The organism is Agrobacterium sp. DSM 25558 (assembly GCF_900100825.1).
Lineage (GTDB): Bacteria > Pseudomonadota > Alphaproteobacteria > Rhizobiales > Rhizobiaceae > Agrobacterium.
On record NZ_FMUD01000002.1, the window covers coordinates 126,788 to 151,484 of the forward strand.

Annotated in this window: 23 protein-coding genes and 1 pseudogene; 8 read left to right on the forward strand and 16 right to left on the reverse strand. The window is 57.7% G+C overall.

Features of this window, described 5'->3' with window-relative positions:
• Window positions 1–25 precede the first annotated feature (25 nt).
• From fliP to flgB, 10 genes and pseudogenes are all read right to left on the reverse strand, one after another.
• Window positions 26–763: a flagellar type III secretion system pore protein FliP gene (fliP, locus tag DSM25558_RS03095; RefSeq protein ID WP_077101697.1), complete on the reverse strand. Its 738-nt coding sequence runs from the start codon at window positions 761–763 to the stop codon at window positions 26–28.
• Window positions 760–1,293, reverse strand: a complete 534-nt coding sequence (locus DSM25558_RS03100; protein ID WP_077101699.1) for a flagellar basal body-associated FliL family protein — start codon at window positions 1,291–1,293, stop codon at window positions 760–762. Before DSM25558_RS03100 ends, fliP begins: the two co-directional genes overlap by 4 nt.
• A gap of 69 nt (window positions 1,294–1,362) precedes the next feature.
• On the reverse strand, window positions 1,363–2,088 hold the full coding sequence (gene flgH / locus DSM25558_RS03105) for a flagellar basal body L-ring protein FlgH (protein ID WP_077101701.1): 726 nt from the start codon (window positions 2,086–2,088) through the stop codon (window positions 1,363–1,365).
• Window positions 2,085–2,615 carry a MotE family protein gene (locus DSM25558_RS03110; protein WP_371479376.1) on the reverse strand — a complete coding sequence of 177 codons (531 nt, stop codon included), beginning with the start codon at window positions 2,613–2,615 and terminating at the stop codon, window positions 2,085–2,087. The genes flgH and DSM25558_RS03110 overlap by 4 nt, the downstream gene beginning before the upstream one ends.
• A pseudogene (locus tag DSM25558_RS03115) lies at window positions 2,612–3,649 on the reverse strand (flagellar basal body P-ring protein FlgI); the annotation flags it as partial. The gene DSM25558_RS03110 and the pseudogene DSM25558_RS03115, both read right to left, overlap by 4 nt.
• Before the next feature lie 83 nt (window positions 3,650–3,732).
• Window positions 3,733–4,221: a flagellar basal body P-ring formation chaperone FlgA gene (gene flgA / locus DSM25558_RS03120; RefSeq protein ID WP_077101705.1), complete on the reverse strand. Its 489-nt coding sequence runs from the start codon at window positions 4,219–4,221 to the stop codon at window positions 3,733–3,735.
• Between the two features lie 17 nt (window positions 4,222–4,238).
• Window positions 4,239–5,027: a flagellar basal-body rod protein FlgG gene (gene flgG, locus DSM25558_RS03125; protein WP_077101707.1), complete on the reverse strand. Its 789-nt coding sequence runs from the start codon at window positions 5,025–5,027 to the stop codon at window positions 4,239–4,241.
• Between the two features lie 18 nt (window positions 5,028–5,045).
• The gene (locus tag DSM25558_RS03130; protein WP_077101709.1) at window positions 5,046–5,390 is read right to left on the reverse strand and encodes a flagellar hook-basal body complex protein FliE; all 345 of its coding nucleotides are present in this window, start codon (window positions 5,388–5,390) and stop codon (window positions 5,046–5,048) included.
• 2 nt (window positions 5,391–5,392) lie between these two features.
• Window positions 5,393–5,806 carry a flagellar basal body rod protein FlgC gene (flgC, locus tag DSM25558_RS03135; RefSeq protein ID WP_077101711.1) on the reverse strand — a complete coding sequence of 138 codons (414 nt, stop codon included), beginning with the start codon at window positions 5,804–5,806 and terminating at the stop codon, window positions 5,393–5,395.
• A complete protein-coding gene (flgB, locus tag DSM25558_RS03140) occupies window positions 5,807–6,196 on the reverse strand; it encodes a flagellar basal body rod protein FlgB (RefSeq protein ID WP_077101713.1) in 390 nt (129 codons plus the stop codon).
• Window positions 6,197–6,426: 230 nt separating this feature from the next.
• Between flgB and DSM25558_RS03145 the strand changes: the two genes are divergently transcribed.
• Window positions 6,427–8,190, forward strand: a complete 1,764-nt coding sequence (locus DSM25558_RS03145; protein WP_077101886.1) for a GumC domain-containing protein — start codon at window positions 6,427–6,429, stop codon at window positions 8,188–8,190.
• An 82-nt stretch (window positions 8,191–8,272) separates the two neighbouring features.
• A complete protein-coding gene (gene folD / locus DSM25558_RS03150) occupies window positions 8,273–9,172 on the forward strand; it encodes a bifunctional methylenetetrahydrofolate dehydrogenase/methenyltetrahydrofolate cyclohydrolase FolD (RefSeq protein ID WP_077101715.1) in 900 nt (299 codons plus the stop codon).
• 5 nt (window positions 9,173–9,177) lie between these two features.
• On the opposite strand, the gene DSM25558_RS03155 is transcribed toward folD, so the two are convergent.
• Entirely contained in the window at window positions 9,178–10,200 is a 1,023-nt protein-coding gene (locus DSM25558_RS03155) for a LacI family DNA-binding transcriptional regulator (RefSeq protein ID WP_077101716.1), read from the reverse strand.
• Between the two features lie 280 nt (window positions 10,201–10,480).
• Between DSM25558_RS03155 and DSM25558_RS03160 the strand changes: the two genes are divergently transcribed.
• The 6 genes from DSM25558_RS03160 to DSM25558_RS03185 all read left to right on the forward strand — a co-directional run bounded on the left by DSM25558_RS03160 (window position 10,481) and on the right by DSM25558_RS03185 (window position 17,581).
• Window positions 10,481–11,842: an ABC transporter substrate-binding protein gene (locus DSM25558_RS03160; protein ID WP_077101718.1), complete on the forward strand. Its 1,362-nt coding sequence runs from the start codon at window positions 10,481–10,483 to the stop codon at window positions 11,840–11,842.
• Window positions 11,843–11,956: 114 nt separating this feature from the next.
• Entirely contained in the window at window positions 11,957–12,970 is a 1,014-nt protein-coding gene (locus DSM25558_RS03165) for a carbohydrate ABC transporter permease (protein WP_077101720.1), read from the forward strand.
• A 1-nt stretch (window position 12,971) separates the two neighbouring features.
• On the forward strand, window positions 12,972–14,132 hold the full coding sequence (locus DSM25558_RS03170; protein ID WP_077101722.1) for a carbohydrate ABC transporter permease: 1,161 nt from the start codon (window positions 12,972–12,974) through the stop codon (window positions 14,130–14,132).
• 6 nt (window positions 14,133–14,138) lie between these two features.
• Complete coding sequence (locus DSM25558_RS03175; RefSeq protein ID WP_083716291.1) at window positions 14,139–15,815, forward strand: beta-galactosidase BglA; 1,677 nt, start codon at window positions 14,139–14,141, stop codon at window positions 15,813–15,815.
• Window positions 15,816–15,835: 20 nt separating this feature from the next.
• The gene (locus DSM25558_RS03180; RefSeq protein WP_077101726.1) at window positions 15,836–16,924 is read left to right on the forward strand and encodes an ABC transporter ATP-binding protein; all 1,089 of its coding nucleotides are present in this window, start codon (window positions 15,836–15,838) and stop codon (window positions 16,922–16,924) included.
• Window positions 16,925–17,224: 300 nt separating this feature from the next.
• Entirely contained in the window at window positions 17,225–17,581 is a 357-nt protein-coding gene (locus DSM25558_RS03185) for a hypothetical protein (RefSeq protein ID WP_077101887.1), read from the forward strand.
• Between the two features lie 62 nt (window positions 17,582–17,643).
• Here DSM25558_RS03185 and edd read toward each other — a convergent pair whose 3' ends face one another.
• The 5 genes from edd to DSM25558_RS03210 form a co-directional block, all read right to left on the reverse strand.
• Window positions 17,644–19,461 (reverse strand): phosphogluconate dehydratase, encoded by a 1,818-nt coding sequence (gene edd, locus DSM25558_RS03190; RefSeq protein WP_077101728.1) that lies wholly within the window; start codon window positions 19,459–19,461, stop codon window positions 17,644–17,646.
• An 87-nt stretch (window positions 19,462–19,548) separates the two neighbouring features.
• Entirely contained in the window at window positions 19,549–20,247 is a 699-nt protein-coding gene (pgl, locus tag DSM25558_RS03195; protein WP_077101888.1) for a 6-phosphogluconolactonase, read from the reverse strand.
• Window positions 20,248–20,257: 10 nt separating this feature from the next.
• On the reverse strand, window positions 20,258–21,733 hold the full coding sequence (gene zwf, locus DSM25558_RS03200; RefSeq protein WP_077101730.1) for a glucose-6-phosphate dehydrogenase: 1,476 nt from the start codon (window positions 21,731–21,733) through the stop codon (window positions 20,258–20,260).
• A gap of 155 nt (window positions 21,734–21,888) precedes the next feature.
• Window positions 21,889–23,175, reverse strand: a complete 1,287-nt coding sequence (locus DSM25558_RS03205) for an NAD(P)/FAD-dependent oxidoreductase (protein ID WP_077101732.1) — start codon at window positions 23,173–23,175, stop codon at window positions 21,889–21,891.
• Window positions 23,176–23,185: 10 nt separating this feature from the next.
• Window positions 23,186–24,622 (reverse strand): glutamine synthetase family protein, encoded by a 1,437-nt coding sequence (locus tag DSM25558_RS03210; RefSeq protein WP_077101734.1) that lies wholly within the window; start codon window positions 24,620–24,622, stop codon window positions 23,186–23,188.
• Window positions 24,623–24,697 lie beyond the last annotated feature (75 nt).

The following is a 24,697-nucleotide window of genomic DNA, read 5'->3' on the forward strand; positions in this document are numbered from 1 at the left end:
GCCCGTTTCGATCAGAATGAAACGTTCAATAGAACGATCTGACCAGAGAGCCGACGAGCAGATTCCAGCCATCGATCAGGACGAAGAAGAGAATCTTGAAGGGCAGTGAGATCGAGGTCGGTGGCAGCATCATCATACCCATTGCCATCGTGATGGTTGCCACGACCATGTCGATCACGAGAAATGGCAGGATGATGAGAAAGCCGATTTCGAAGCCACGACGGATTTCCGACAGCATGAAGGCCGGGATGAGGACCCGATATTGCGGCACCGTGCCGTTCATCGTTTCCTGACCTCGCTCATTTGCCAGATCGACAAACAGGGCAAGATCCTTCGGGCGGGTGTTGTTCACCATGAAACCGCGAAACGGTTCAGCGGCGCGCTCGAGCGCGACCGCCTCGGTGATCTGGCTTTGCAGAAGCGGCTGAATGCCATCCTGCCAGGACCGTTCGAAGGTCGGTGCCATGACGTAAAAGGTCATGAACATCGCCATGCTGGTCAGGATCATGGTGGATGGGGTGGTTCCCAGACCCATGCCGGACCGCAAGATGGAAAAAGCAATGATGAACCGCGGAAAGCTCGTCACCATGATGAGGATGCCGGGCGCGATCGACAGGATGGTCAGCAGCCCGAAGGTGCGAATGATCCACGCCGCCGCAGAACCATCGAGCGGCAGATTCAGCAAGTCAGCCGGCGACTGTTGTGCGAATGCAAGCCCCGGAGTGAGGGCGAGAACAAGCAGAAGGATAATTTTTCGAATCATTCGATCACAAAGGTTCTGAAGAGAACCTTGGATACGCGCCCTTTTGATCTGAGGTCAACGATTTCTCTCAGGTCATCCCTAAGATATTGAAAGCCGCGCGGGCCTTGAAGCTGCTGCAAGGAAACGGTTCTGAGATATGTCAGCATTTCCTGATGCAAGTCCTGGGCGAGCGACGTGTTGCCGGGGCCTGTAAACTGCAAGGCAAGTTCGAGCCGTATCCACTTATCCGTGGGGTAACCGAGGTTGGTCACGATCGGGTCGAGCGCAATCAGGCTGGGTGCGGCGGCACCGGCTGCGCCATGCTCACCACCAGCCGCTGGTGCGCCCTTGCCACCCTCTGCTGCTGCTGGCGCGTGTTCCGCCGCGGCTGGCGCTGGCGTCGCGGCAGCAGGAGACGCAGGCACGAGCAATGTGTTGCCCACGAACCATCCACCCCCAAGGCCCAGCAGCGAGAGCACCGCGATGGCACCGGCGGTTACGACGATCGACGGCTTCTTTGGTGCAGCAGGTTCGGTTGTCGTGAGGCTCATGATCGCTTCTTAGGTCTGTCTTGGAGAGCAACCCGTGCGGAATGCGGCGGGCCGTATGCTTGGTTCATGTCAGATCGGCGAGAACAGATCCACCACCTGCTGGCCGACCGGCGGCTGCTGGATTTCCGTGATGCGACCACGACCACCGTAGGAGATGCGGGCTTCGGCAATCTTCTCATAGGAAATCGTATTCTGGGAATTGACGTCCTGCGGCCGCACGATACCAGCCACGTTGAGAATACGGACTTCGTGGTTGACGCGCACTTCCTGTGATCCGCTGATCAGCAGGTTGCCGTTTTCCAGAATGCCGGTCACGACAGCAGCAACGAGCAGGGTCAGCTTTTCGGCACGGCTGATGGAGCCCTTACCGTTGGACTCGCTGGTATTGTCGAAGCTCAGGGACGAATCGGCCTGTGGCTTCCAGCCGAGGATTTCGGCGTCAGCTTTCCAACCCGTCGCACGATTGTTCTTTTTGGTGCGGTCGGTCTCGTTGTCGAACGTTGCCTTGTCGTTGATCTGGATGTTGACCGTCAGAATGTCACCGATGTTCAGCGCACGCGCATCCTTGAACAGGGCCGCCTTGCTGTCGCTCCAGAGCGAATAGCCGCTGGCTGAGTGCAATGGTTGCTTCGGGTAGGACGCCAGTTGCGGTGCCTGGCTGAATTGCAGTCCGCTGCCGATCGGGCTCATGGCCGGCGCGTTACCGATTTCCTTCAGCGTCTGGTTCTGCGTGATGCTGGAGCAGCCAGTCAGAACACTTGCGGCGGAAAGGAAAAGAATGAGCGCTTTGTTCATGACGGATCTCTTGATGTTGTTTTGTCGGTCGCGCTGGACATGATCGATGCAACGATGGCGGCTTTCTTGGCATCCATTTCGGCAAGGATCAGGCCAGACTGGCGAGGCGGCAGCTTCATGATGATCGCGGCAGCAAGGGCAGGGTTGACCTCCGCCAGCTGCGGAGCAGCGGCATCCGCCTTCATCGTTTTGTAGACATTGACGAGGTTTGCCTCGGCCTGCTGCATGAAGTCGTTGCGGCGCTTCAACCAGTCTTCGTACTCTGCCTTGCGCGCTTCCATGACGGCGATACGGTTGTCGACGTCCTGTTGCAGCTTTTCCAGGTCCTGCTTTTGCAGGACGTAGCGCTGATCACGCGCCTGGTCGATGACATTGGTGCAATATTGCTGGATTTCCTGGCCGCTCGTATCACCGGATGTCACCCGCACCTGTTCCTGTGCGCGTGCGGATGGAAGCGCTGCGACCATAACGAAAATGGCAAGCAGCGTGCGGCGGGGCGTTAGGATTTCAGAGACCTTGACCATCATTGCAACACCAGTTCTGCTTGCAGCGCGCCGGCTGACTTTATGCCTTGAAGGATGGCGATGATGCCGTCCGGCTTGACGCCGATATTGTTCAGCCCAGCCACCAGCGAGCGTAGGTTTGGTCCGTTGAGAATGGCAACGGGCCCGCCGGTTTGCTGCGCGGCTATATCGGTCTGCGGCTGAACAGCGGTTTCGCCGCGTGAGAACGGTTGTGGCTGAATGACCTGTGGCGTTTCGGTAACCTGCACGGTGAGCGTGCCATAGCTGACGGCGACTTGCGAAATGCGGACATCGGCACCGATGACGATTGTCCCCGTCCGTTCGTTGATGACGACCTTGGCCGGCGTATCAGTCTCAACGGAGAGGTTTTCAATGCTCGCCATTAGACGGGTAAGGTCAGCGGTGCGCGGCTTCTGGATGAAGACGACCTGGCTGTCGCGGGCCTCGGCAATCGGCTCGCCAAAGGCGGTGCGGGCATAGCCATTGATCGCATCGGCAATGCGCGTGGATGTCGAAAAATCGGGATTGCGCAGTTGCAGGACCAGATTGACCGAATCCTTGAACTGCGAGGGAAGTTCGCGCTCGATGATCGCGCCGCTTGGAACGCGTCCGGCCGTGGTCACGCCCTGTGTCAACTGCGCAGCCTGACCTTCTGCGTTGAAGCCGGAGACAATGACCGAACCCTGTGCCACCGCATAGATCTGGCCATCGGCACCCGACATGGAGGTCATGATGAGCGTGCCGCCGCGCAGAGAAGACGCATCACCGAGCGAGCTGACATTGACGTCGAGACGGCTGCCCGGACTTGCAAATGGCGGCAGATTGGCTGTGACCATGACGGCAGCGACGTTTTTCGAGCCGGACTGGTTGCCTTGCATGGAGATGCCGAGGTTCTGCAACATCGCCCGCATCGACTGTTCGGTAAAGGGCGAGGAACGCATGCTGTCGCCGGACCCTTGAAGGCCGACGACAAGACCGTAACCGATCAGCTGGTTTTCACGACCGGCCTGCAGGGAGGCTATGTCTTTTACCCGTGCGTTGAACTGGGAATAGGCCATGGGTGCGGTCACGAAGAACGTGGCGATCATCACCGTGGCAGCTATCAGGCCTCGACGAAAACTCATTTCTGGAAAACCTCCACAGTCCCGTCTTGCAGGGCCGTTCCGCTGATCGTGACGCCGGTGTCGCGGTTGCGAACGCGCACAACTTCACCCGCCATGCCGTCTTCAATGGCGGTGCCGGATGCAGAAAGGTTCATGCCGCCTACGCTGTAGACGATCCTGATGGCTGCTCCACGCTGGACAGCGAAAGGATCGCGAAGATCGCCGACCTGAATGGTGCGGCCGGCAACCAGCGTTCGCTTGGAAACCTTACCCACGACGACTTGCGTGTCGTCTGCGTAGCCCGGGGAAAGATTGGGGTTGGTCACGAGAACTTCCGTCACACGGTCGCGGGTGATGACGTCGCCGGGGAAAATCGTGCTTGTTGGAACAACGGCGTGTTTCTGCTGCGAGAGAGCAGCCTGCGGCGCGTACGCCACCAGGCTGACTATGAGCGCCAGCGCCATCTTGCAGAGACTGCCAGGCACGATTTTCGGGCGGAACTTCATGTTACCCTACCTTTGCGTTACTTCAGGTTCTGACTGACGATCGTCGCCATTTCGTCTGCGGTGGTGATGACCTTCGAGTTCATTTCATAGGCGCGCTGCGCGGAAATGAGGTCGGTGATCTCCTTGACGGAATCGACGTTCGAGCTTTCGAGGTAGCCCTGCTTGATATAGCCGAAGCCAGTGGACTGCGGCGCTGCTTCAACAGGGTTTCCGGAAGCCTCTGTCTGCGAGAACAGGTTGTCGCCGAGTGGCTTCAAGCCCGCTTCGTTGGCGAAGTTGCTGAGGTTCAGCTGGCCGAGTTCGGTCAGGTTGGTCGCGGTTCCGATACGGGCCGATATGATACCATCCGTGCTGATCGTGACTTCTGTCGCGTCTGTCGGAATGGTGATGTTCGGCTGAACACCGTAACCGTCTATCGTCACCAATCGACCGTTGGAATCTTTGTTGAGAGCGCCGGCACGCGTATAAAGCGTCGTGCCATCGGGACCATCGACCTGCAACCAGCCCTTGCCGACGATCGCGACATCGAGATCGTTGCTGGTCTGGGAGATTTCGCCCTGAATGTGAAGCTTTCTGACGGCGGACGTCTGCACACCCAGACCGATATTGGCACCTTCCGGAACCACGGACTGGTTGGCGCGGTTCATCACACCTTGCGCACGCTCGGTCTGATAGAGCAGGTCGGTAAACTCGGCGCGGCCGCGCTTGAACGCAGTCGTGTTGATGTTCGCGATGTTGTTCGCGATGACCTCAAGGTTTGTCTGCTGGGCATCCATGCCCGTCGCTGCAATGGCTAGTGCTCTCATTTTTTATATCCTTAAGCGTCAAATCTGCATTTTCACGATGTCGAGATAGGCCGAGACGATCTTGTCGCGCAGAGCCACGGCGGTCTTGAGGGTCTGGTCCGCCTGCATGACGGCATCCACCACTTCACGCGTATTGGCCTTGCCCTGAATACCGGCGAAGGACATGGCTTCACCCTTCTTGAGGGACTCAACGGCATCCATCGCCACGCCGCCCATTACGCTTGCAAAGCTGGGGCCGGTGGCGGCAGTTGCTGCGGTTGACACTGCGTTTTCGGCAAGTGAACCGAGGCTGGATGTAACCTCTTTCAGTCCGTCCGTTGCGGCGGATGTCAGCGACTTCAAGCTGCTAATAGAATCAATCATCTTTAAGCTTTCAATAGGTCGATGGTGGAGGCGACCATGTCGCGTGTTTGTTTGATGACCTGCAAATTGGCGTCGTAGCCGCGGTTTGCTTCGCGAAGGTCGGCCATCTCGATCAGCATGTTCACATTGGGAAGCTTGACCATGCCTTTTTCGTCGGCAGCCGGGCTGTCGGGATCGTATTCCTGCGTAAAGTCGGAGCGATCGACACCCAGCTTCTTGACCTCGACAAGGTTGGTCTGGCTGGCGCGATCAAGCTCGTTCGCAAAGGTGATTGTCTTGCGGCGATAGGGGTCTGCACCGGGCGTGTCGCCCGTCGTACGCGAGTTCGCAATGTTTTCAGAAACGATACGCAGACGCGTAGCCTGCGCCTCCATTCCATTTCCTGCAATTTTCATCGAGGATTTTAAAGGATCCATTTACTTGCCCACCGCTGTCAGCATCATGCTGTGAAAAGAGCGAACGAGTTGCGCGTTCAGTTCGAACTGCCCCTTGATTTCGCCCGTCTTGGCCATTTCCTTCGAAAGAGAAACTGTGTTGCCCGATTCCTGAACGCCGATTTCGTTGGTCAGGTCAGCGTCTTCCAAGGCAACCTTGCCACCGCCTGCAACAGCCAGTTCCATATGGGCGGCATTGGTGCGTGCCATCTGCATGCCGACCGACTGCAACTCAGAATCGAATGGCACGACGTCCTTTGCGCGGAACTTCGGCGTACTGGCGTTTGCAATGTTACCGGCGACGACTTCTTGACGGACAGAAAGCCATTCGGCCTGCCGGGATGCCAGCGCAAACAGCTGAATCGGCTGCATGACAATTCTCCGTGTTTAACTTGATCCTGTTTTAGGGCGACAATCTTGCGCGGGACTTGCGGACGATGGCTTTCTGCCAGGCTGCCCAGGCCCCATGCTTTGGTCGCCGTTAACCATTTGTTTGCCTTGTCGCTTTAGGCTTCGTTTATATTTACACCAGCGGATTTTCCGGTCTGGGCGGTATGTAACCCTATGGGTTTGCGATGGTTTTTGAGATCGACAGATTTGTGATGCCGAATCGGGGCGCGCTTCGCGAGAAGCTCGCTGCGGCGTCGTGGCGGCGATATCTGCTCTCGGCGGGCCTTGTGCTTTCCCTGACGGCATCGGGCTTTTTTCTGCCGACGATGCTTTTGGAACCCGGCCTGCAGGGTTACGTGTCTCAAGCCCGCGTCAAAGTCTCCAATCCCCACGCCACCGCCGCCGGCGTACAGCGAATGACATCGCAGCTTGGTGAAAATCTTCTGTCGCCGATGGCGCTCGGCCTCATGGTCTCCGACCTGAAGCTTCAACCCCAGGACCTCACAGGCATGCAGACGCCGGGGCATCTGGCCGTTTTTCTGGACCTGCTTGCAGGTGGAGGAGAAAACGCCGACGTGCTGGTCGGGGCAACGGAAACGGCCCTGAAAAACGCGGTCTCCATCTCGTCTGCGCCTTCGAGCAATGAGATCGAGATCGACGTCACCGCCGCCACGCCCGAAGCATCGCAGCGGATCGCGGACTATTTCGCCGCTCGCATCGTCAAGAACATCGGTGCCGAGCAACGCGACCCGGAACTTCAGGCTGTCGAGCGGGCGCGTGTTGCCCTTGATAGCGCCGAGGCCGCGTTGACCGGTTTCCAGATGCGGCATGGCAATGACGCCGTTTCCCGCATTCAAGGCTTGCAGCAGAAAATTCGTGAAGACGAAGCAAACGCTGCAACTCTCAGCGCCAAGAGCACAGAGCTTGCCGATGGCATTTCGGCCGCCACGTCCATGAAGGTGGCTGATGTTCTCAATGGAAACCTGCCGGCTATGGCCGCTTTTGCACCGCTGGAGACGATCCGCCAGAACTATACCGCCGCCAAACTTGCACTGGCCGAAGTCAGCGTCGATCACGGACCGAAACATCCGCGTACTATCGCTGCACAGGCAACCGTGGATGCGGCAAGAGCGACAGCCATGCCCAGCCTTCGCCGGGCGCTGGAAGCTTTGAAGCAAGAGCAGATCACTGTAACCGAAGCACTGGAAGTGCGGGCTGCCAATCGCGCCGAACTGGACAATCAGTTGCAGGCCCTGGGGGATGCTCCCGCAGATCTCGCGCGGCTGGAGGCGGCCCTTGAAAAGGCACGAACGGATTACATCATCTCAAGCGACGCCGCAGGCACATTCTCCAGCGCACCGCGCGTCAGCGCCGCTCTTGCGGTGACGGCTGAGCCGGGCGTTGCCAATTACGATAGCTTCACCGCAAATGCGATGTCTGTTGCAGGGGGCGCTGCGGGATTGCTGATCGCGCTTTTCGTCTTGAGCTTCCGTCGCAAGGAAGAAGCGAACGAAACTGCCGAACTGCCTGCTGTGATCGAGCCCGAAACGGCGTTGGATACGCACGTCGATGAGATGCCGTCTCATGAGACGATTGAAATAGAGCCCAGTATTTTCGATGACCTGTCCGTGGAATATCCAGCGACGCCAGAGCCGGTCATGGCTGAGACTGCGTCCTCTATAGTGGTCGAAGATGAAGCTGAAACGGAAGCCGCTTATGACGAGGCTGCCAACGACATACCGCTTGATGAACGCGTACGGCAGGTTTTGATGCAAAACGCTATTGCCCGTCCATCACAGGAAAGGGATGTGCCGGTTTTCAAGCTTCCACCACTGTTGGCAGCGGCTCTGGCCGGTCAGGCAGACCATGCGCAGGCTGAAACCGAGGAGTTGCGGATACTGCGTCAGGAACTTGCTTTGCTGCGAACGCGCCTGCTGGAACATGCCCGAGAAGAACGCGACCGCAATCGCGCCTGACGCGCCGATTTTCAATCAAAATGCACTATGCTGCGCGACGTTCCGGCGCTAGATAGCTATCTAGTTTCCAGGAGGCAGGCATATGGCAGTGGTGATCGACGGCAAGGCAAAAGCGGCATCTGTAATCGAGACTGTTCGCAAGGCGGCAGAAAATCTTGAGCAACAGACAGGTGTAAAGCCCGGACTTGCCGTGGTTATCGTGGGGAATGACCCGGCCAGCCACGCCTATGTGAATTCCAAGAGCAAGACGGCCAAGGAATGCGGCTTCAAGTCAATTCAGCATACGCTGCCGGAAGAAACGACGCAGGCCGAGCTGGAGGCTTTGGTCGCCACATTGAATGCCGATGCGTCTATTCACGGCATTCTCGTGCAACTGCCGCTGCCCGGGCATCTCAATTCCGATACCGTTATCCAGTCCATTCTGCCGGAAAAAGATGTGGACGGCCTGAGCGTTCTCAACGCCGGCAAGCTTGCCACTGGTGACCTCAAGACAGGGTTGATCTCCTGCACGCCCGCTGGCTCCATGCTGCTGGTGCGCAGCATTCATGGCGATGACCTCTCGGGCCTCAACGCCGTTGTCATCGGCCGCTCCAACCTGTTCGGCAAGCCCATGGGGCAACTGCTTTTGAACGCCAACGCGACAGTCACAATGGCGCATTCGCGGACCAAAGACTTGGCTGGGGTCTGCAAAACTGCCGATATCCTCGTTGCCGCCGTTGGTCGTCCGCAGATGGTCAAGGCCGATTGGGTTAAGCCCGGTGCGACTGTCATCGATGTCGGTATCAACCGTATTCCGGCTCCGGAAAAAGGAGAGGGCAAGTCCCGGCTGGTCGGCGACGTCGCCTATGACGAGGCGAGCGCTGTCGCCGCGGCCATCACCCCTGTTCCCGGTGGCGTCGGCCCCATGACGATTGCGATGCTGATGGCAAACACGGTCATCGCAGCCCATCGCGCCCTGGGCAAAACCGCGCCGAAGTTCTAACCGGCTTAGCTTTGGGCGGGGCCGGTCGATCCGCGCACGACAAGCTCCGCTTTCCACAATTCCTGTTGGGTGTCGGGCTTTCCGGACTTGATCTGGTTGATCAACCGCTCGGCAATTCTCAGGCCGGCTGCCCGCAGGGACGACCGGGTCGTCGTCAACGGTACGGAAAAGTTGACCGGCTTCAGCAATGGCAACACATCGTCATGCGCGATCAGCGAAATATCTCTTCCCGGCTTCAGCCCACGATGATTGAGAGAGCGGACAGCACCCAACGCCAGTGCCGTGGATGCGCAGATGATCGCCGTCGGGCGATCGGCGTGCGACAGCAACTCTTCCATTTTCAGGAATCCCGCTTCATCATTCATAATGCTGTGGCTGACATTGTCCTGACGCAGCGCATATCCCTGCTCCGTCAAGGCGGCCTCGACCCCCCGGTGACGGCGAAAGGTGAAATCATAACCTTCCGGACCGTTCAGAAGCGCGATGTTGCGATGGCCCAACTGCAACAGAAGCGACGTCGCATCTCGAAAGGCGGTCTCATTGTCGACGTCTAAAAACGGATAATCCGTCTCCACGCCCCAGGAGCGGCCATGCACCATGAAGGGTATCGAAAGGCCCTTAATCATCTCGATGCGGGGGTCGTTCTTCTTCATATAGGCGAGGTAGATGCCGTCGACGCTGCCGCTGACCGCAAGTTCCTTCAGCGCATTTTCCTCATTGGCGGGATCTGTCGGCATGATGACAAGGTGGAAGCCGTTGCGGGCGGATGCCTCTCCCAAGCCGCTGAGAAACTCGCCGAAATGCACATCGGATTGATAGTCGGGGCCGGTGGGCATGACCAGGCCGATGGAGCCCATCTTGCCGGTTGCCAGACGTTGGGCTGCGACATTGGGCCGATAGCCGGTCTTCTGCGCGGCCTCGATGATCTTGCGACGGGTTTCGGCGTTGACTTCCGGGTAGCCGTTGAGCGCGCGGCTGATCGTGGTCTGGGAAATGCCGAGGTGCTGCGACAGTTGTTTCAGGTTCATGTTTCGCAGCCCTCCATGGTTCCAGCATCAGCTTGACGCATTGCTCCTCCAAGCGTTCAAACCGCTTTGGATGATAGCAACACTTATCCTGCGCCACAATTGGAAAGGCTGAGTTTCTTCGCGCATAGTTTGCATGCTGCACTGCGGTGTATTTACCAAAGCGCCAAAGTTCAACCGGACACTTGACTCGGCTTCCATGTCAGTGAGATGAATAGGCAGCCAAAGCGCTTTGAGGATTTTCAATGGCGAAAGCCTGTAATGTGATGGGAGGTAGGATCACATGAAAAAGACTTTCTGGACGACCGTGGCCATAGCCACGTTTTTGTCAGGTGCAGCCCTAGCGGCAGACCTGAAGTTCAAGCCGGGTGACGACGCGAAATTCAACTGGAAGAGCTACGAAGACTTCAAAACCGCCAATTCCAGCCTGAAGGGCGAAACGCTGACAATCTTCGGACCATGGCGCGGCGAAGACGAGGCACTGTTCCAGTCGGTTCTGGCCTATTTTGCCGATGCGACCGGCGTGAACGTGCGCTACTCCTCTTCGGAAAACTACGAGCAGCAGATCGTCATCGATACGCAGGCCGGTTCTCCTCCCAATGTTGCCATTCTTCCGCAGCCTGGCCTTCTGGCCGACCTCGCTGCCAAGGGTCTTCTGACACCGCTGGGCGATGAAACCGCCAACTGGGTCAAGGAAAACTACGGCGCTGGCCAGTCCTGGGTCGATCTGGGCATGTATCCCGGCAAGGACGGTCAAAAGGCTTATTTCGCCTTCCCGTTCAAGGCAGACGTGAAGTCGCTGGTCTGGTACGTGCCTGAAAACTTCGAGGAAGCAGGCTATGAGGTTCCCAAAAGCGTGGAAGACCTCGTCAAGCTCAGCGATCAGATTGTAAAGGACGGCGGCACGCCGTGGTGCATCGGTCTGGGTTCCGGCGGTGCAACGGGTTGGCCCGGCACCGACTGGGTCGAAGACTTCATGTTGCGCACCCAGCCGCTGGATGTCTACCTGAAGTGGACGACCAACGAGGTGCAGTTCAACGATCCGCGTGTGGTTGCCGCCATCGAGGAATTCGGCAAATTCGCCAAGAACGACAAATATGTCTCCGGTGGCGCAGCCGCTGTTGCCTCCACCGACTTCCGCGATAGCCCTAAGGGCCTCTTCGACATTCCGCCGAAGTGCTACCTGCACCGTCAGGCCTCGTTCATTCCATCCTTCTTCCCTGAAGGAACCAAGGTCGGAACGGATGTCGATTTCTTCTACATGCCGACATTCGCCTCCAAGCCTGAACTCGGCAAGCCGGTTCTGGGTGCCGGCACGCTCTTTACCATCACCAAGGATTCGAAATCTGCCCGCGCGCTGGTCGAATTCCTGAAGACGCCAATTGCGCATGAGGTGTGGATGGCACAGTCAGGCTTCCTGACACCATACAAGGGCGTCAACCTCGACACCTATGCCAGCGAGCAGACCAAGCGTCAGGGTGAAATTCTCACCACTGCCACCAGCTTCGGTTTCGATGGTTCTGACCTGATGCCTGGCAAGATCGGTGCTGGCGCATTCTGGACCGGTATGGTCGATTTCGTTGGCGGCAAATCTGCGCAGCAGGTTGGCGACGATATCCAGAAGGCCTGGGACGGCCTGAAATAATCACAAACTCCGCCCGGCAGTGCCAATCACTGCCGGGCCGTTTTTCTACAAGTCTCTGCCATAACAGGATCATGCTGTCAGGCCGGGTATCAGAACGGATAACGGGGAGGGAATATGATGACCCAGATCGTTTCGGCGCTCGGCGTGATGATCGTCGGCGTCTTCGCCTGCGCCGCCTATTACTGGCTGTCGGACAAGGCGCTACAGCTCATTTTCCCGGTCAAAGACGGTGACGTGATCCACGCATCACGCAATCTGAACCGGCGTGCGGCTATCCGCCCCTGGCTCTTCGTCGGCCCGGCGCTTCTGCTGCTGGTGGTCTATCTCGTCTACCCCGTCGTCGCGACCTTCATCCTGTCCTTTTACGACCGCACGGGCGCGAATTTCGTCGGCCTCAATAATTATCGTTGGGCGTTTTTCGATGCCGGTTTCCGCCAGTCCATTTTCAACAACATCCTGTGGCTCGCGGTCGTACCTGCCGCCTGCACCTTCTTCGGTCTCGTCATCGCCGTTATGACCGACCGTATCTGGTGGGGCAATATCGCCAAGTCCATCGTCTTTATGCCCATGGCCATTTCCTTCGTCGGCGCATCCGTCATCTGGAAGTTCATCTACGAATATCGCGGTGAGGGCCAGGTTCAGATCGGACTTCTCAACGCCATCGTCGAATATTTCGGCGGCACCCCGGAAGTGTGGATTTCCATGCCGTTCTGGAACAATTTCTTCCTCATGGTTATCCTCATCTGGATACAGACCGGCTTTGCCATGGTCATCCTGTCTGCTGCGCTTCGTGGGATTCCCGAAGAGACCGTCGAGGCGGCTGTCATCGATGGTGCCAATGGCTGGCAGATTTTCTGGAAAATCCTCGTGCCGCAAATATGGGGCACCATCGCCGTGGTCTGGACGACCATCACCATCCTCGTTCTCAAGGTCTTCGATATCGTGCTGACCATGACCAACGGCCAGTGGAACACCATGGTTCTGGCCAACCTTATGTTCGACTGGATGTTCCGGGGCGGTGGCGATAGCGGACGCAGCGCTGTTATCGCACTCGTCATCATGGCAGCCGTGACGCCGATCATGATCTGGAACATTCGCCAGGCAAACCGTGAGATGGAGGGTCGCTGAGATGAGCATAGCAGCGCGTATTCGCCGCATCGGCGTGCCTCGCCTTATCGTCCACATCAGCGTGCTGTTCGTGGTGCTGCTCTGGCTGCTGCCGACGCTCGGCATTCTCGTCAGCTCGCTACGAGACAAGGACCAGCTTGTCGTTTCCGGCTGGTGGACGGCGTTTTCCAGTTCCAGCCAGACGCAGGCATCACGTCTTGCTGACCCTGCAACGCAAAAACAGGAAGGCGACCGCTTCGTCATTGCCGGCAACGTTTTTGAAAACGGTGCCGGTGGCAAGATTTCCGCTTTTGGCGTCAGGGTACAGGACCCCGAAGCCTTCCCGGCAGGCGAGGCGGCTGACCTGGGTGACGGCGAAAGCCTCGTCATCAACGAAGACGGAACCTATCAATATAGCAAAAATGCGAGCTTCGAAGGCTCTCGCGCCAAACGCGTCTATCTTGCCGTGGCGACGCCACCGATCTTCACGCTGGATAACTACCGAACGGTTCTGACATCAGAAGGGATTGGCCAATCCTTCGTCAACTCGCTGACGGTCGCCATTCCCGCCACTGTCATCCCGATTCTCATCGCGGCCTTTGCGGCCTACGCGCTGTCATGGATGAAGTTCAGCGGTCGCTCGTTGATGATTGCCATGGTCGTCGGCCTCATCGTCGTGCCGTTGCAGATGTCGCTTATCCCGCTGTTGCAGCTCTATAACTGGATCGGCAACGTCTTTGGCGTGCCATCCAAGACCTATGCAGGCATCTGGCTGGCGCATACGGCCTTTGGTCTGCCGCTCGCCATCTATCTGCTGCGCAATTACATTGCCGGTCTGCCGAAGGAAATCATCGAAAGCGCGCGCGTCGATGGTGCCAGCGATTTTGAAATCTTCGTCAAGATCGTCCTGCCGCTGTCTTTCCCGGCACTCGCGTCGTTTTCGATCTTCCAGTTCCTCTGGACATGGAACGACCTTCTGGTCGCCATGGTGTTCCTTGGTACACAGAAGGACGAACTTGTGTTGACGGGTGCCTTGAATGCACTGCTCGGCTCGCGCGGCGGAAACTGGGAAATCCTTACCGCATCGGCCTTCGTCACCATTGTCGTGCCGCTCTGCGTTTTCTTCGCTCTCCAACGTTACCTTGTGCGCGGCCTGTTGACCGGCTCCGTCAAGGGAGGCTGATCCATCATGAATGCCCATACCACACAGGAAACTACAATGACGTCTTCTGCTCTCGTGCGCGATAAGGATTGGTGGCGCGGTGCCGTGATCTACCAGATCTACCCGCGCTCCTATCAGGATTCCAACGGCGACGGCATCGGCGATCTCAAGGGCATCACCTCCCGCCTGGAACACATTGCCAAGCTCGGCGCAGACGCGATCTGGATTTCGCCCTTTTTCACGTCGCCCATGAAGGATTTCGGCTACGACGTGTCCAACTATGTCGATGTCGATCCCATGTTCGGCACGCTGGCGGATTTCGATGGGCTGATCGCAGAAGCACATCGCCTCGGTGTTCGCGTCATGATTGATCTCGTGCTGTCGCACACGTCCGATCAGCATCCATGGTTCGTGCAGAGCCGTTCCAGCCGTCAGAACCCCAAGGCAGATTGGTATGTGTGGAGCGATGGCAAGCCGGATGGCACGCCGCCCAACAATTGGCTCTCCATCTTCGGCGGTTCCGGCTGGCAGTGGGACCCGACGCGCATGCAATATTACATGCACAACTTCCTAACCTCGCAGCCTGACCTCAATCTGCACAATGAAGAGGTGCAGCAAGAACTGCTGAACATCACCCGCTTCTGGCTGGAACGCGGCGTCGATGGTTTCCGTCTGGATACCATCAACTTCTATTTCCACGACAAGGAACTGCGCAACAATCCGGCGCTGGCACCGGAGCGCCGCAATGCCTCCACCGCGCCTGCCGTGAACCCCTACAATTTCCAGGAACATATCTACGACAAGAACCGCCCTGAGAATATTGCCTTCCTCAAGCGCTTCCGCGCCGTGCTGGACGAGTTCCCTGACATTGCCGCTGTCGGCGAAGTCGGTGATAGCCAGCGGGGTCTTGAGATCGTCGGTGAATACACCTCCGGCGATGACAAGATGCAGATGTGCTACGCCTTCGAATTCTTAGCCCCCGACGCTCTGACACCGCAGCGCGTGGCCGATGTGCAGGCGGATTTTGCCCGCGCAGCACCCGAGGGATGGGCCTGCTGGGCTTTCTCCAACCATGATGTGGTGCGCCATGTCAGCCGCTGGGGCGATGTGGTGGAGGACAAGGACGCTTTCGCCAAGGTTCTCTCCGCCCTGCTGATGACGCAGCGCGGATCGGTCTGCATCTATGAAGGTGAAGAGCTTGGCCTGACGGAAGCCGATATCGCCTTCGAAGATTTGCAGGACCCCTACGGCATTCAGTTCTGGCCGGAATTCAAGGGTCGTGACGGTTGCCGCACGCCCATGGTCTGGGATGCTGGCCATGCGCTGGCGGGCTTCTCGACAGCCGAAAAGGGTTGGCTTCCCATTCCGCCCGAACACAAGCAGCGCGCGGTCAGCGCCCAGCAGGGCGACGAGGCATCGGTGTTGGAGCATTATCGCCGCTTTCTAGCTTTCAGAAAGCAGCATCCGGCGTTTGCCAAGGGCAGCATCGAATTCCAGCCGGTCGAAGGCACGGTGTCGAGCTACACACGCACGCTGGGCAATGAGACGGTGATCTGCCTGTTCAACCTTTCAGCGGAACCCTCCACGGCATCGCTGCCGGACGGCAATTGGGAAGTGCTCGAAGGCCACGGCTTTGCGGCAGAGTTGAACGGCAACACTGTCCAGCTACCGGCATGGGGCGCATTTTTCGCCCGTTACGCCTGAAATATAGGGAGGAACACCACATGACCGGCGTCATTCTCAAGGATATCCGCAAGGCTTACGGACAGGTCAAAGTCCTTCACGGTATCGATCTGGATATCAAGCAGGGTGAGTTCATCGTCTTCGTCGGCCCCTCCGGCTGTGGTAAGTCCACGCTGTTGCGCATGATTGCGGGTCTCGAAGAGATCACCGGTGGTGAGATGTATATCGATGGCCAACTGGTCAACGAAATCCCGCCCTCAAGGCGCGGCATCGCCATGGTATTCCAGTCCTACGCGCTCTACCCACATATGACTGTTTACGACAACATGGCCTTCGGCATGAAAATCGCCAAGGAAAACCGCCAAGAGATCGACCGCCGCGTGCGCGCCGCTGCCGATATTCTGCAACTGACGCAATATCTGGATCGCCTGCCCAAAGCGCTCTCTGGAGGCCAGCGCCAGCGTGTCGCCATCGGTCGCGCCATCTGCCGCAACCCCAAGGTCTTCCTGTTCGATGAGCCATTGTCGAACCTTGATGCTGCGCTGCGTGTCGCCACCCGCATCGAGATCGCCAAGCTCGGCGAGCAGATGGCCGATACGACCATGATCTACGTTACGCACGACCAGGTGGAAGCCATGACGCTGGCCGACCGTATCGTCGTGCTCAACGGCGGTCGTGTCGAGCAGGTGGGTGCGCCGCTCGAGCTTTACGAAAATCCTGGCAATCTCTTCGTTGCCAAGTTCATCGGCTCTCCAGCCATGAACATCATCGCTGCCACGATTAAGGGAACAGGTGCTCAGACGGCCATCGAACTCTTGGGCGGCAAGGCGCTTTCCGTCGATATCGCAACCCAGCCGGGAGAAGAAGGCAAAGCCGCATCCTTCGGCGTTCGCCCGGAAGATTTGGCCGTCGTCACCGGTGACGACTATCTTTTCGAGGGTAAGGTTTCCATCGTTGAAGCGCTGGGCGAAGTCACTTTGCTCTATCTGGAAGCGCCCTCGGGACAAGACCCGATCATCGTCAAAATCCCCGGCATTGCCCAGGCCAAAAAAGGTCAGGTTTTACGCTTCTCCGCACCGTCCCAAAAGCTGCATCTCTTTGACGCGGAAGGCCAGACATATCGCCGTTAAAAGGCGTATAGGAACGGCTTTTTAAGCATAAAACGAAGCCGTTCAGCTGTGCCATAATGATTTCACAAGCGCCATAATGATGTCAGATCAATGGCTTGTCTTAAGTCGGCTTGTGCCATAGATCGGTAACGGCGGTTGCTGACGGCCGGATTTCACATGTGTTTCATATCGAAACGGCGTGAGAAATTCTTAAGGACTTATAGCTAGTCTTTATCCTTGAAAAATAACAAGAGGATCACGGCATTGAACGCCCGGGCGGACATCGGTAAACCCAGCTATCTCAGCAAGGAAGAATCTTTCATGTACGACCGCGAGGGGCGGTTCAAGCTGGAAGATACGATGAATGCCGCGCGCATCGAATATACCGAAAAAGCCGTGATGAACATGGCCTCGCGCCGTTGCGATGTTCTCAAGATCTCGCAATCGGAAGCGGTCCTTGCGTTGATGACGCAATATAATCTGCCAAAGCAGTTCTATCTTGATATTCCAGATGCCCGCATCACCAAGATTGGCTGCGTGCTGATGAAGGTCAACGCCAATAACACCATTCATGTCCGCTTTCTGCATATTCTCAGCAAGAAAGACATGGACCGCATTTTCGTGTTCAGCACACACCCGGCACACCGCGACCGCAAGCTCGATATTCGAGCTTGGTAAGACAAAAACAAAAAAAGCCGCGTTTCACCCGAAACGCGGCTTTTTTGTTGTTCTGTCATTCGTCAATGAAAGACGCTGGCACCCTGATCGGCCGGACCGACATTGCGGCGGAAAGGCGCAAACAATTCACGGCCCATGCCCCATTCATTGTCGGAAAGATTTGCCGTTGCAGGCTCTCGGGCAGCAAGCTCGGCGGATGACACCAGAACCTCGATAGTGCCGGTAATCGCGTCGAGGCGGATCATGTCGCCATCGCGGATGCGTGAAATCGGGCCGCAATCGACCGCTTCCGGCGTCATGTGAATAGCGGCTGGCACTTTGCCCGATGCGCCGGACATGCGCCCATCGGTGACCAGGGCCACCTTGAAGCCACGATCCTGCAACACGCCAAGCGGTGGCGTCAGTTGGTGCAGTTCCGGCATGCCATTGGCCTTCGGTCCCTGGAAGCGAACCACGGCCACGAAATCACGGTTGAGCTTGCCTTCCTTGAACGCCGTCTGAAGGCTCTGCTGGTCGTGGAAGATGATGGCTGGGGCCTCGATGACATGACGTTCCGGCTTGACGGCAGAAATCTTGATGACGGCCTTGCCGAGATTGCCGGTCAGCATCTTCAGGCCGCCCGTTGGCTGGAACGGCGTTTCGATGCTGGCCAAAACCTTCGGGTCATGGCTCACTTCCGGCGAAGATGTGCGGACCACCGCGCCGTTTTCATCCAGTGTCGGCTCGATCGTGTAAGCCTCAAGTCCCTGGCCGAACACGGTGCGGACATCATCATGCACGAAGCCCTGCTTCAGAAGCTGCTTGATCAGGAAGCCCATACCGCCTGCGGCGTGGAAGTGGTTCACGTCTGCCAGACCGTTCGGATAGACGCGCGCCAGAAGCGGCACAACGTCTGACAGATCTGAAATATCCTGCCAGGTCAGCACGATGCCAGCCGCCCGCGCCATGGCGATGAGGTGCAGCGTGTGGTTGGTGGAGCCGCCTGTGGCATGCAGACCGACGACACCGTTGACGACGGAACGCTCATCGATCATCTCGCCCGCTGACGTGAACTCGTTGCCCTGCGCCGTAATCGCCAGCGCCCGCTTGGTAGCTTCACGCGTCATCGCATCGCGCAACGGCGTGTTGGGGTTGATGAAGGAGGAGCCGGGCATGTGAAAGCCCATGATTTCCATCAGCATCTGGTTGGAATTGGCGGTGCCGTAGAATGTGCAGGTGCCTGGGCCGTGGTAGGATTTGGATTCCGCTTCCAGCAGTTCCGCACGACCGACCTTGCCCTCGGCATAAAGCTGGCGAATGCGCGACTTCTCGTCATTCTGCAGGCCGGAGGTCATGGGACCCGCAGGAATGAAGATGGATGGCAGATGGCCGAAGGACAGGGCCGCAATGACGAGACCCGGGACGATCTTGTCGCAGACGCCGAGGAACACGGCTGCATCGAACATGTTGTGCGAAAGGCCGATACCCGCCGCCATGGCAATCGCATCACGCGAAAACAGCGATAGCTCCATGCCCGGCTGGCCCTGCGTCACGCCATCGCACATGGCCGGAACGGCACCTGCCACTTGCGCAATGCCACCCGCTTCCTTGGCGGCATCCCGGATTAGGTTCGGGTAAACCTCAAAGGGCTGATGCGCCGAAAGCATGTCGTTGTAGGCGGTGATGATGCCGAGATTTCCGACCCGGTCGCCGGCAAGGATGTCCTTGTCGGCGGGGGAACAGACCGCAAATCCGTGCGCGAGATTGGCGCAGGAGAGAACGGAGCGATGCACGCCCTTGGACACCTGAAGCCGAAGCCTCTCGAGATAAATCTCTCGGTAAGGTTTCGAGCGCTCGACGATACGGGCCGTGATAGCCTGAATACGAGGGTCGGCAGCCATGGGCGTTCATCCTGTCCTTCTGTAGATCATCGGCCAAACGCTTGGGAACGTCGGCCGGTGATCATGTTGCTGTTTCAAGCGCTGGGCTTACGGTGCCCAGTAGATATGCACGGGCGATTCCGCCCGGTTGAGCACGGCCCGGATGGGCATCTCTTCCTCGTCCAGATCGGACTTCGCCTTTTCGAGTGTTTCCTTTTTGGCAGCACCTTCGATGTGCAGCACCAGAAACCGGGCATCGTGAAGCGCGGAAAGATTGAACGTCAGGCGTTCCTCGCCCGCCGTTTCAGCCGCCATCGGCAGCACCGCACGGTCTTCATCCAGATCGAGTGCTTCTTCGAGATTGTCACCACCGGGGAAGAACGAGGCGGTGTGACCGTCCGTACCCATGCCGAGAATGACGACATCGAAGGGATCGCAGATCGCTTCCGTCTTGACGGTTGCCAGCGTCGCAGCGTCATCAGGCGTTGCGAAGAACTGGTAGAGCGGAACGAAATAGGCGTAGGACGCGGCGTTCTGCAGCAGGTTGTCTGCCACCAGCTTGTGGTTGGAACGGTCACTTTCCGGCGGCACGAAACGTTCGTCTACCAGCGTCACGCTAATGTTCTTCCAATCCAACTCGTGCTTGGACAGCGCCTGAAAGAAAAGCTTCGGCGTTGAGCCCCCGGAAACGGCAATGCTTGCCGTTCCACGCTCGGAAATACCACGTTCCAGACGCTCGGCGACATCTTTCGCCAATGTCTGCGCAAGCTCCGGACCATTCGCGAAAATATGCTCTTGTGCGGTCATCGGCATATCCTCAGTCGGCTTCGTGCCATGTGCGGCCATCGCGTTCGATCAGTGCAATCGAGCCGCTCGGGCCCCATGTGCCTGATGTGTAACCCTGAACGCCCTGGCTCACGGATTCCCAGCTTTTAAGAATAGGGTCGACCCACTTCCACGCCGCTTCGACTTCGTCGCGACGCATGAACAGGGCCTGATTGGAGCGGATCGTGTCCATCAACAGGCGCTCATAGGCATCGGGGCTGCGCACATTGAAGGCCTGGGCAAAGCTCATATCCAGCGAAACCTGACGCAGGCGCATGCCGCCCGGACCAGGGTCCTTGATGAGAAGCGACTGCTTGACGCCTTCATCCGGCTGAAGACGAATGACCAGCTTGTTGGCCTCGACCTTGCCAGCCGCATCATCGAAGATCGAATGCGGAATTTGCTTGAACGTCACGACGATTTCGGACACGCGGGTCGCCAGACGCTTACCGGTACGGATGTAGAACGGCACGCCCGCCCAGCGCCAGTTGGCGATTTCCGCCTTGATGGCAACGAAGGTCTCGGTGTTGGAGACGCCGCCTTCGAGTTCTTCCAGATAGCCCTTGACCGGGCCCCCAGCAGACGCACCGGCGCGGTACTGACCGCGCACCGTCAGCTTCTCGACGTTGGATTCATCGATCAGCTTCAGCGAGCGCAGAACCTTGACCTTTTCGTCACGCACGGCTTCCGCATCCATGGAGGAGGGCGGTTCCATGGCAACGAGGCACAGCAATTGCAGAATATGGTTCTGCACCATGTCGCGCAACGCACCGGCCTTGTCGTAATATCCGGCACGGCCTTCGAGGCCGACGGATTCGGCAACCGTGATTTGCACATGGTCGATATGGGCGGAGTTCCACAGCGGCTCGTAAAGCGCATTGGCAAAACGCAGCACCATCAGGTTCTGCACGGTTTCCTTGCCGAGATAGTGGTCGATACGAAAGATTTGCTCTTCCTTGAAGACATTGCCCAGCGTGTCGTTGAGTTCCAGCGCAGAGGCCAGATCGCGGCCAATCGGCTTTTCAACGACGATGCGGGTGGATTTGGTGATCAGCTTGTGGTCGCGGATCTTGAAGGCGATATCGCCGAAAATGCCGGGGGCAACGGCCAGATAAAAGGCGCGAATGCGGTCCTTGCCTTCGTCCAGCAGCTTCTTCAGCTTGTCCCAGCCACCGTCAGACTTCGCATCGACGGGGATGTAGAACAGGCGGGCGCAGAATTTTGCGACCTGATCATCGTCGTATTCGCCCTTCTTCAGATGCTCTTTCAGGGCATCCTGTGCGAATTTGCGGTATTCCTCATGGGTCATGACCGAACGGGAAGCGCCAATGATGCGTGTTGGTTCTGACAGCTGGTTTTCCACCTGGCGGTGGTAAAGGGCTGGCAGAAGCTTGCGCTCGGCCAGATCGCCAGTGCCGCCGAAGACGACGCAATCGAAGGGCTCTACTGGAATGATTTGACTGCTCATACCGATTCTCTCGATCTTTCCGTGTTGAGGGCATCCATAATCTAATCGATTTAAAAATGCCAGACGTGTTGTAAATAATTATGATTTTCTCTTATAAGGCATTGTTTTTACTCTTTTTAACTATGCCCCGCCGAGTAATTTCGATTTCCGCCTCTTTAGAACCTGTCCCTCAATGCGTACCACGAAAGTGCAAGGAAAAGCAGAGGCGCGCGCAGTGTTGTGCCGCCAGGAAAAGACGGCACGTCCAGAGACGAGAACTGTTCCAGCGCCTTGTCCTTGGCAACGACCATATCCGCATAAAGCTTGCCGCAATAATTGGATAGCATCACGCCATGGCCGGAATAACCGCCAATGGACATGACGCCTGGCATGACCTCGCGCACGAAGGGCTGGCGGTTGAGGGTGATGCCCACCGAACCGCCCCAGGCATGCGTCATCTCGATATTGTTGAGGGCCGGATAGATTTCCGCGATCTGCTTGCGGATATGTTTGGAAATGTCACGCGGTGAATCCGCCGTATAGGCCTCGCGCCCGCCAAACAGCAGCCGGTTATCAAGTGTCTTGCGAAAGTAGCGCACCACGAAACGGCTGTCGGCGATGGCCTCTTTTCCCGGAATGATCGTTGGAAAGTCATCCAGCGGCACGGTCGCACCAATGAAGGAGCGGATCGGCATGACATGCGCTGCCGTCACCGGTTCCAGATTGCCGATATGAGCGTTTGTGGCGATCAGCACGCGGTCTGCGGTGATGGTGCCGGAAGACGTTTCGATCAGCGTTTTGCCACCGGCCTGCCTGATGGATTTGGCAGGCGTCATCTCGAAAATCTGCGCGCCTGCTGCCTTCGCCGCCTTCGCCAGACCGACGATGAGCTTCAGAGGATGGATATGGCCGGTGCCGGTGTCGCGAACGCCGAAATGATAATGGTCGGACCCAAGCCGCTCCGCCGTCTCAGCCTTCTCCATAAAGGAGACATGGCTGTATTCATAGCGGCTGGTCATGGCCTCGACGCTTTTGCGATAGTCCTTTTCGTAGGATTTCTTGTGCAGGACATTCAATTGGCCGGGCAGGAACTCCATGTCGATGTCATGTTCGCGGGCAAAATCCAGCACATAGTGCTTGGCATGTTCCGCAATGTCGAACAGCGCCTTGGAGCGCTCAAAACCGATGTCTTTTTCCAGATCGTCCGGCCAAGCACGTTGGCCGGTGCCGAACTGACCGCCATTGCGCCCCGATGCACCATCCCCGACGCGATAGCCTTCGATAAGCACGACAGAAACGCCAGCCTTGGCCAGATTATAAGCTGCCTGCAGGCCCGTAAACCCTCCGCCGATGACGGCCACGTCCACCGTGCGCGAACCATCCATTGCCGGAAATTGCGGTCGTGCGCCTAGACTGTCTTGGTACCAGGAAATGCCGGGCGCTATCGGGCTCTGCCATGTCATGTGCAAACCCTCATACGTTCAACAACAGGAACTCCCGCTCCCACGGGCTGATAACCTGCATGAAGGTCTCGAATTCGCCGCGCTTCAAACCGGCGTAAAGGCCAACGAATTCATGGCCGAAGACACGCTCGAGCTCCGGTTCGCTTTCCAGCAGAGAAACGGCTTCCAGAAGTCCACGTGGCAGTTCGATAGAGCCTTCGTTTGCCGTCTCATAGGTCGGCTCCGTCGGTTCGATGTTGTTCATGATGCCGAGCCAGCCGCAGGCCAACGATGCCGCAATGGCCAGATAGGGATTGGCATCGGAACTGGGCAGACGGTTTTCGACACGTCGTGCCGAAGGACCGGAAATTGGCACGCGGAAGGCGGTCGTGCGGTTGTCGTAACCCCAGGCATTGTTCACCGGGCATGCCATATCAGGCGTCAGGCGACGGTAGGAATTCACGTAAGGCGCCAGCATGACCAGCGCATTCGGCACATAACGTTGCATGCCGCCGACGAAGGCGAAGAACTCCTTGGACGGGCTGCCATCCTTGTTGGAAAACACGTTATCGCCGGTTTCGATGTCCACCACGGACTGGTGAATATGCATGGCAGAACCCGGCATGCCCTGCATGGGCTTGGCCATGAAGGTGGCATAGATGCCGTGTTTCAGAGCCGCCTCGCGGATCGTGCGCTTGAACAGGAACACCTGGTCTGCAAGCTCTATGGGATCGCCGTGGCGCAGGTTGATTTCCAGCTGTGCCGGACCTTCTTCATGGATCAGCGTGTCGATCTCCAGACCCTGCTTTTCCGAGAAGTGGTAGATATCGTCGATCAACTCATCGAATTCGTTGATGCCGGCAATCGAGTAGCTCTGCCCACCAACGATGGAGCGGCCCGAGCGGCCCTTTGGCGGATGCAGCGGATAATCCGGGTCGTCATTCATGGCCACGAGATAGAACTCGATTTCCGGCGCCACGACCGGTTTCCAGCCCTTGTTCTTGTAGAGTTCCAGAACGTTTCGCAACACGTTGCGCGGCGTATAGGGAACGAACGCGCTTTCCTGATCCACCACATCGCAGATGACCTGCGCGGTGGGATCACTTTCCCACGGCACGACGCAGAGCGTGGACAAGTCGGGAACCAGCTTCAGGTCGCTATCGCGCGGCTCATAACGGAAGTTCGCCGTTTCATCCGGGTATTCGCCTGATATCGTGTGGCGGTAAAGGGCCGAAGGCAGCGCCAGCGATGTATCGCCGGTGAATTTGGAGGTCGGCATCATCTTGCCGCGTGGAACGCCCGCAAGGTCGGGAGTGATGCACTCAATGTCTTCGATACCGCGGGCCTTGAGCCACTGCGCGGCTTCACGCCAGGAAGAGCAACCACGTGTCGGAGAGACATCGACTTGTATTTTTTTTGCCATGTTTGCCGGTTTTTTCGGACGGAGCATGGTTTTCTTGGGAGGCATAAATCACCGGCTGTGTGTTTCGATTGGGGCTATCATAGCCAGACTTTGTCATTTGGCAAAAGGGGCAGCGCCATT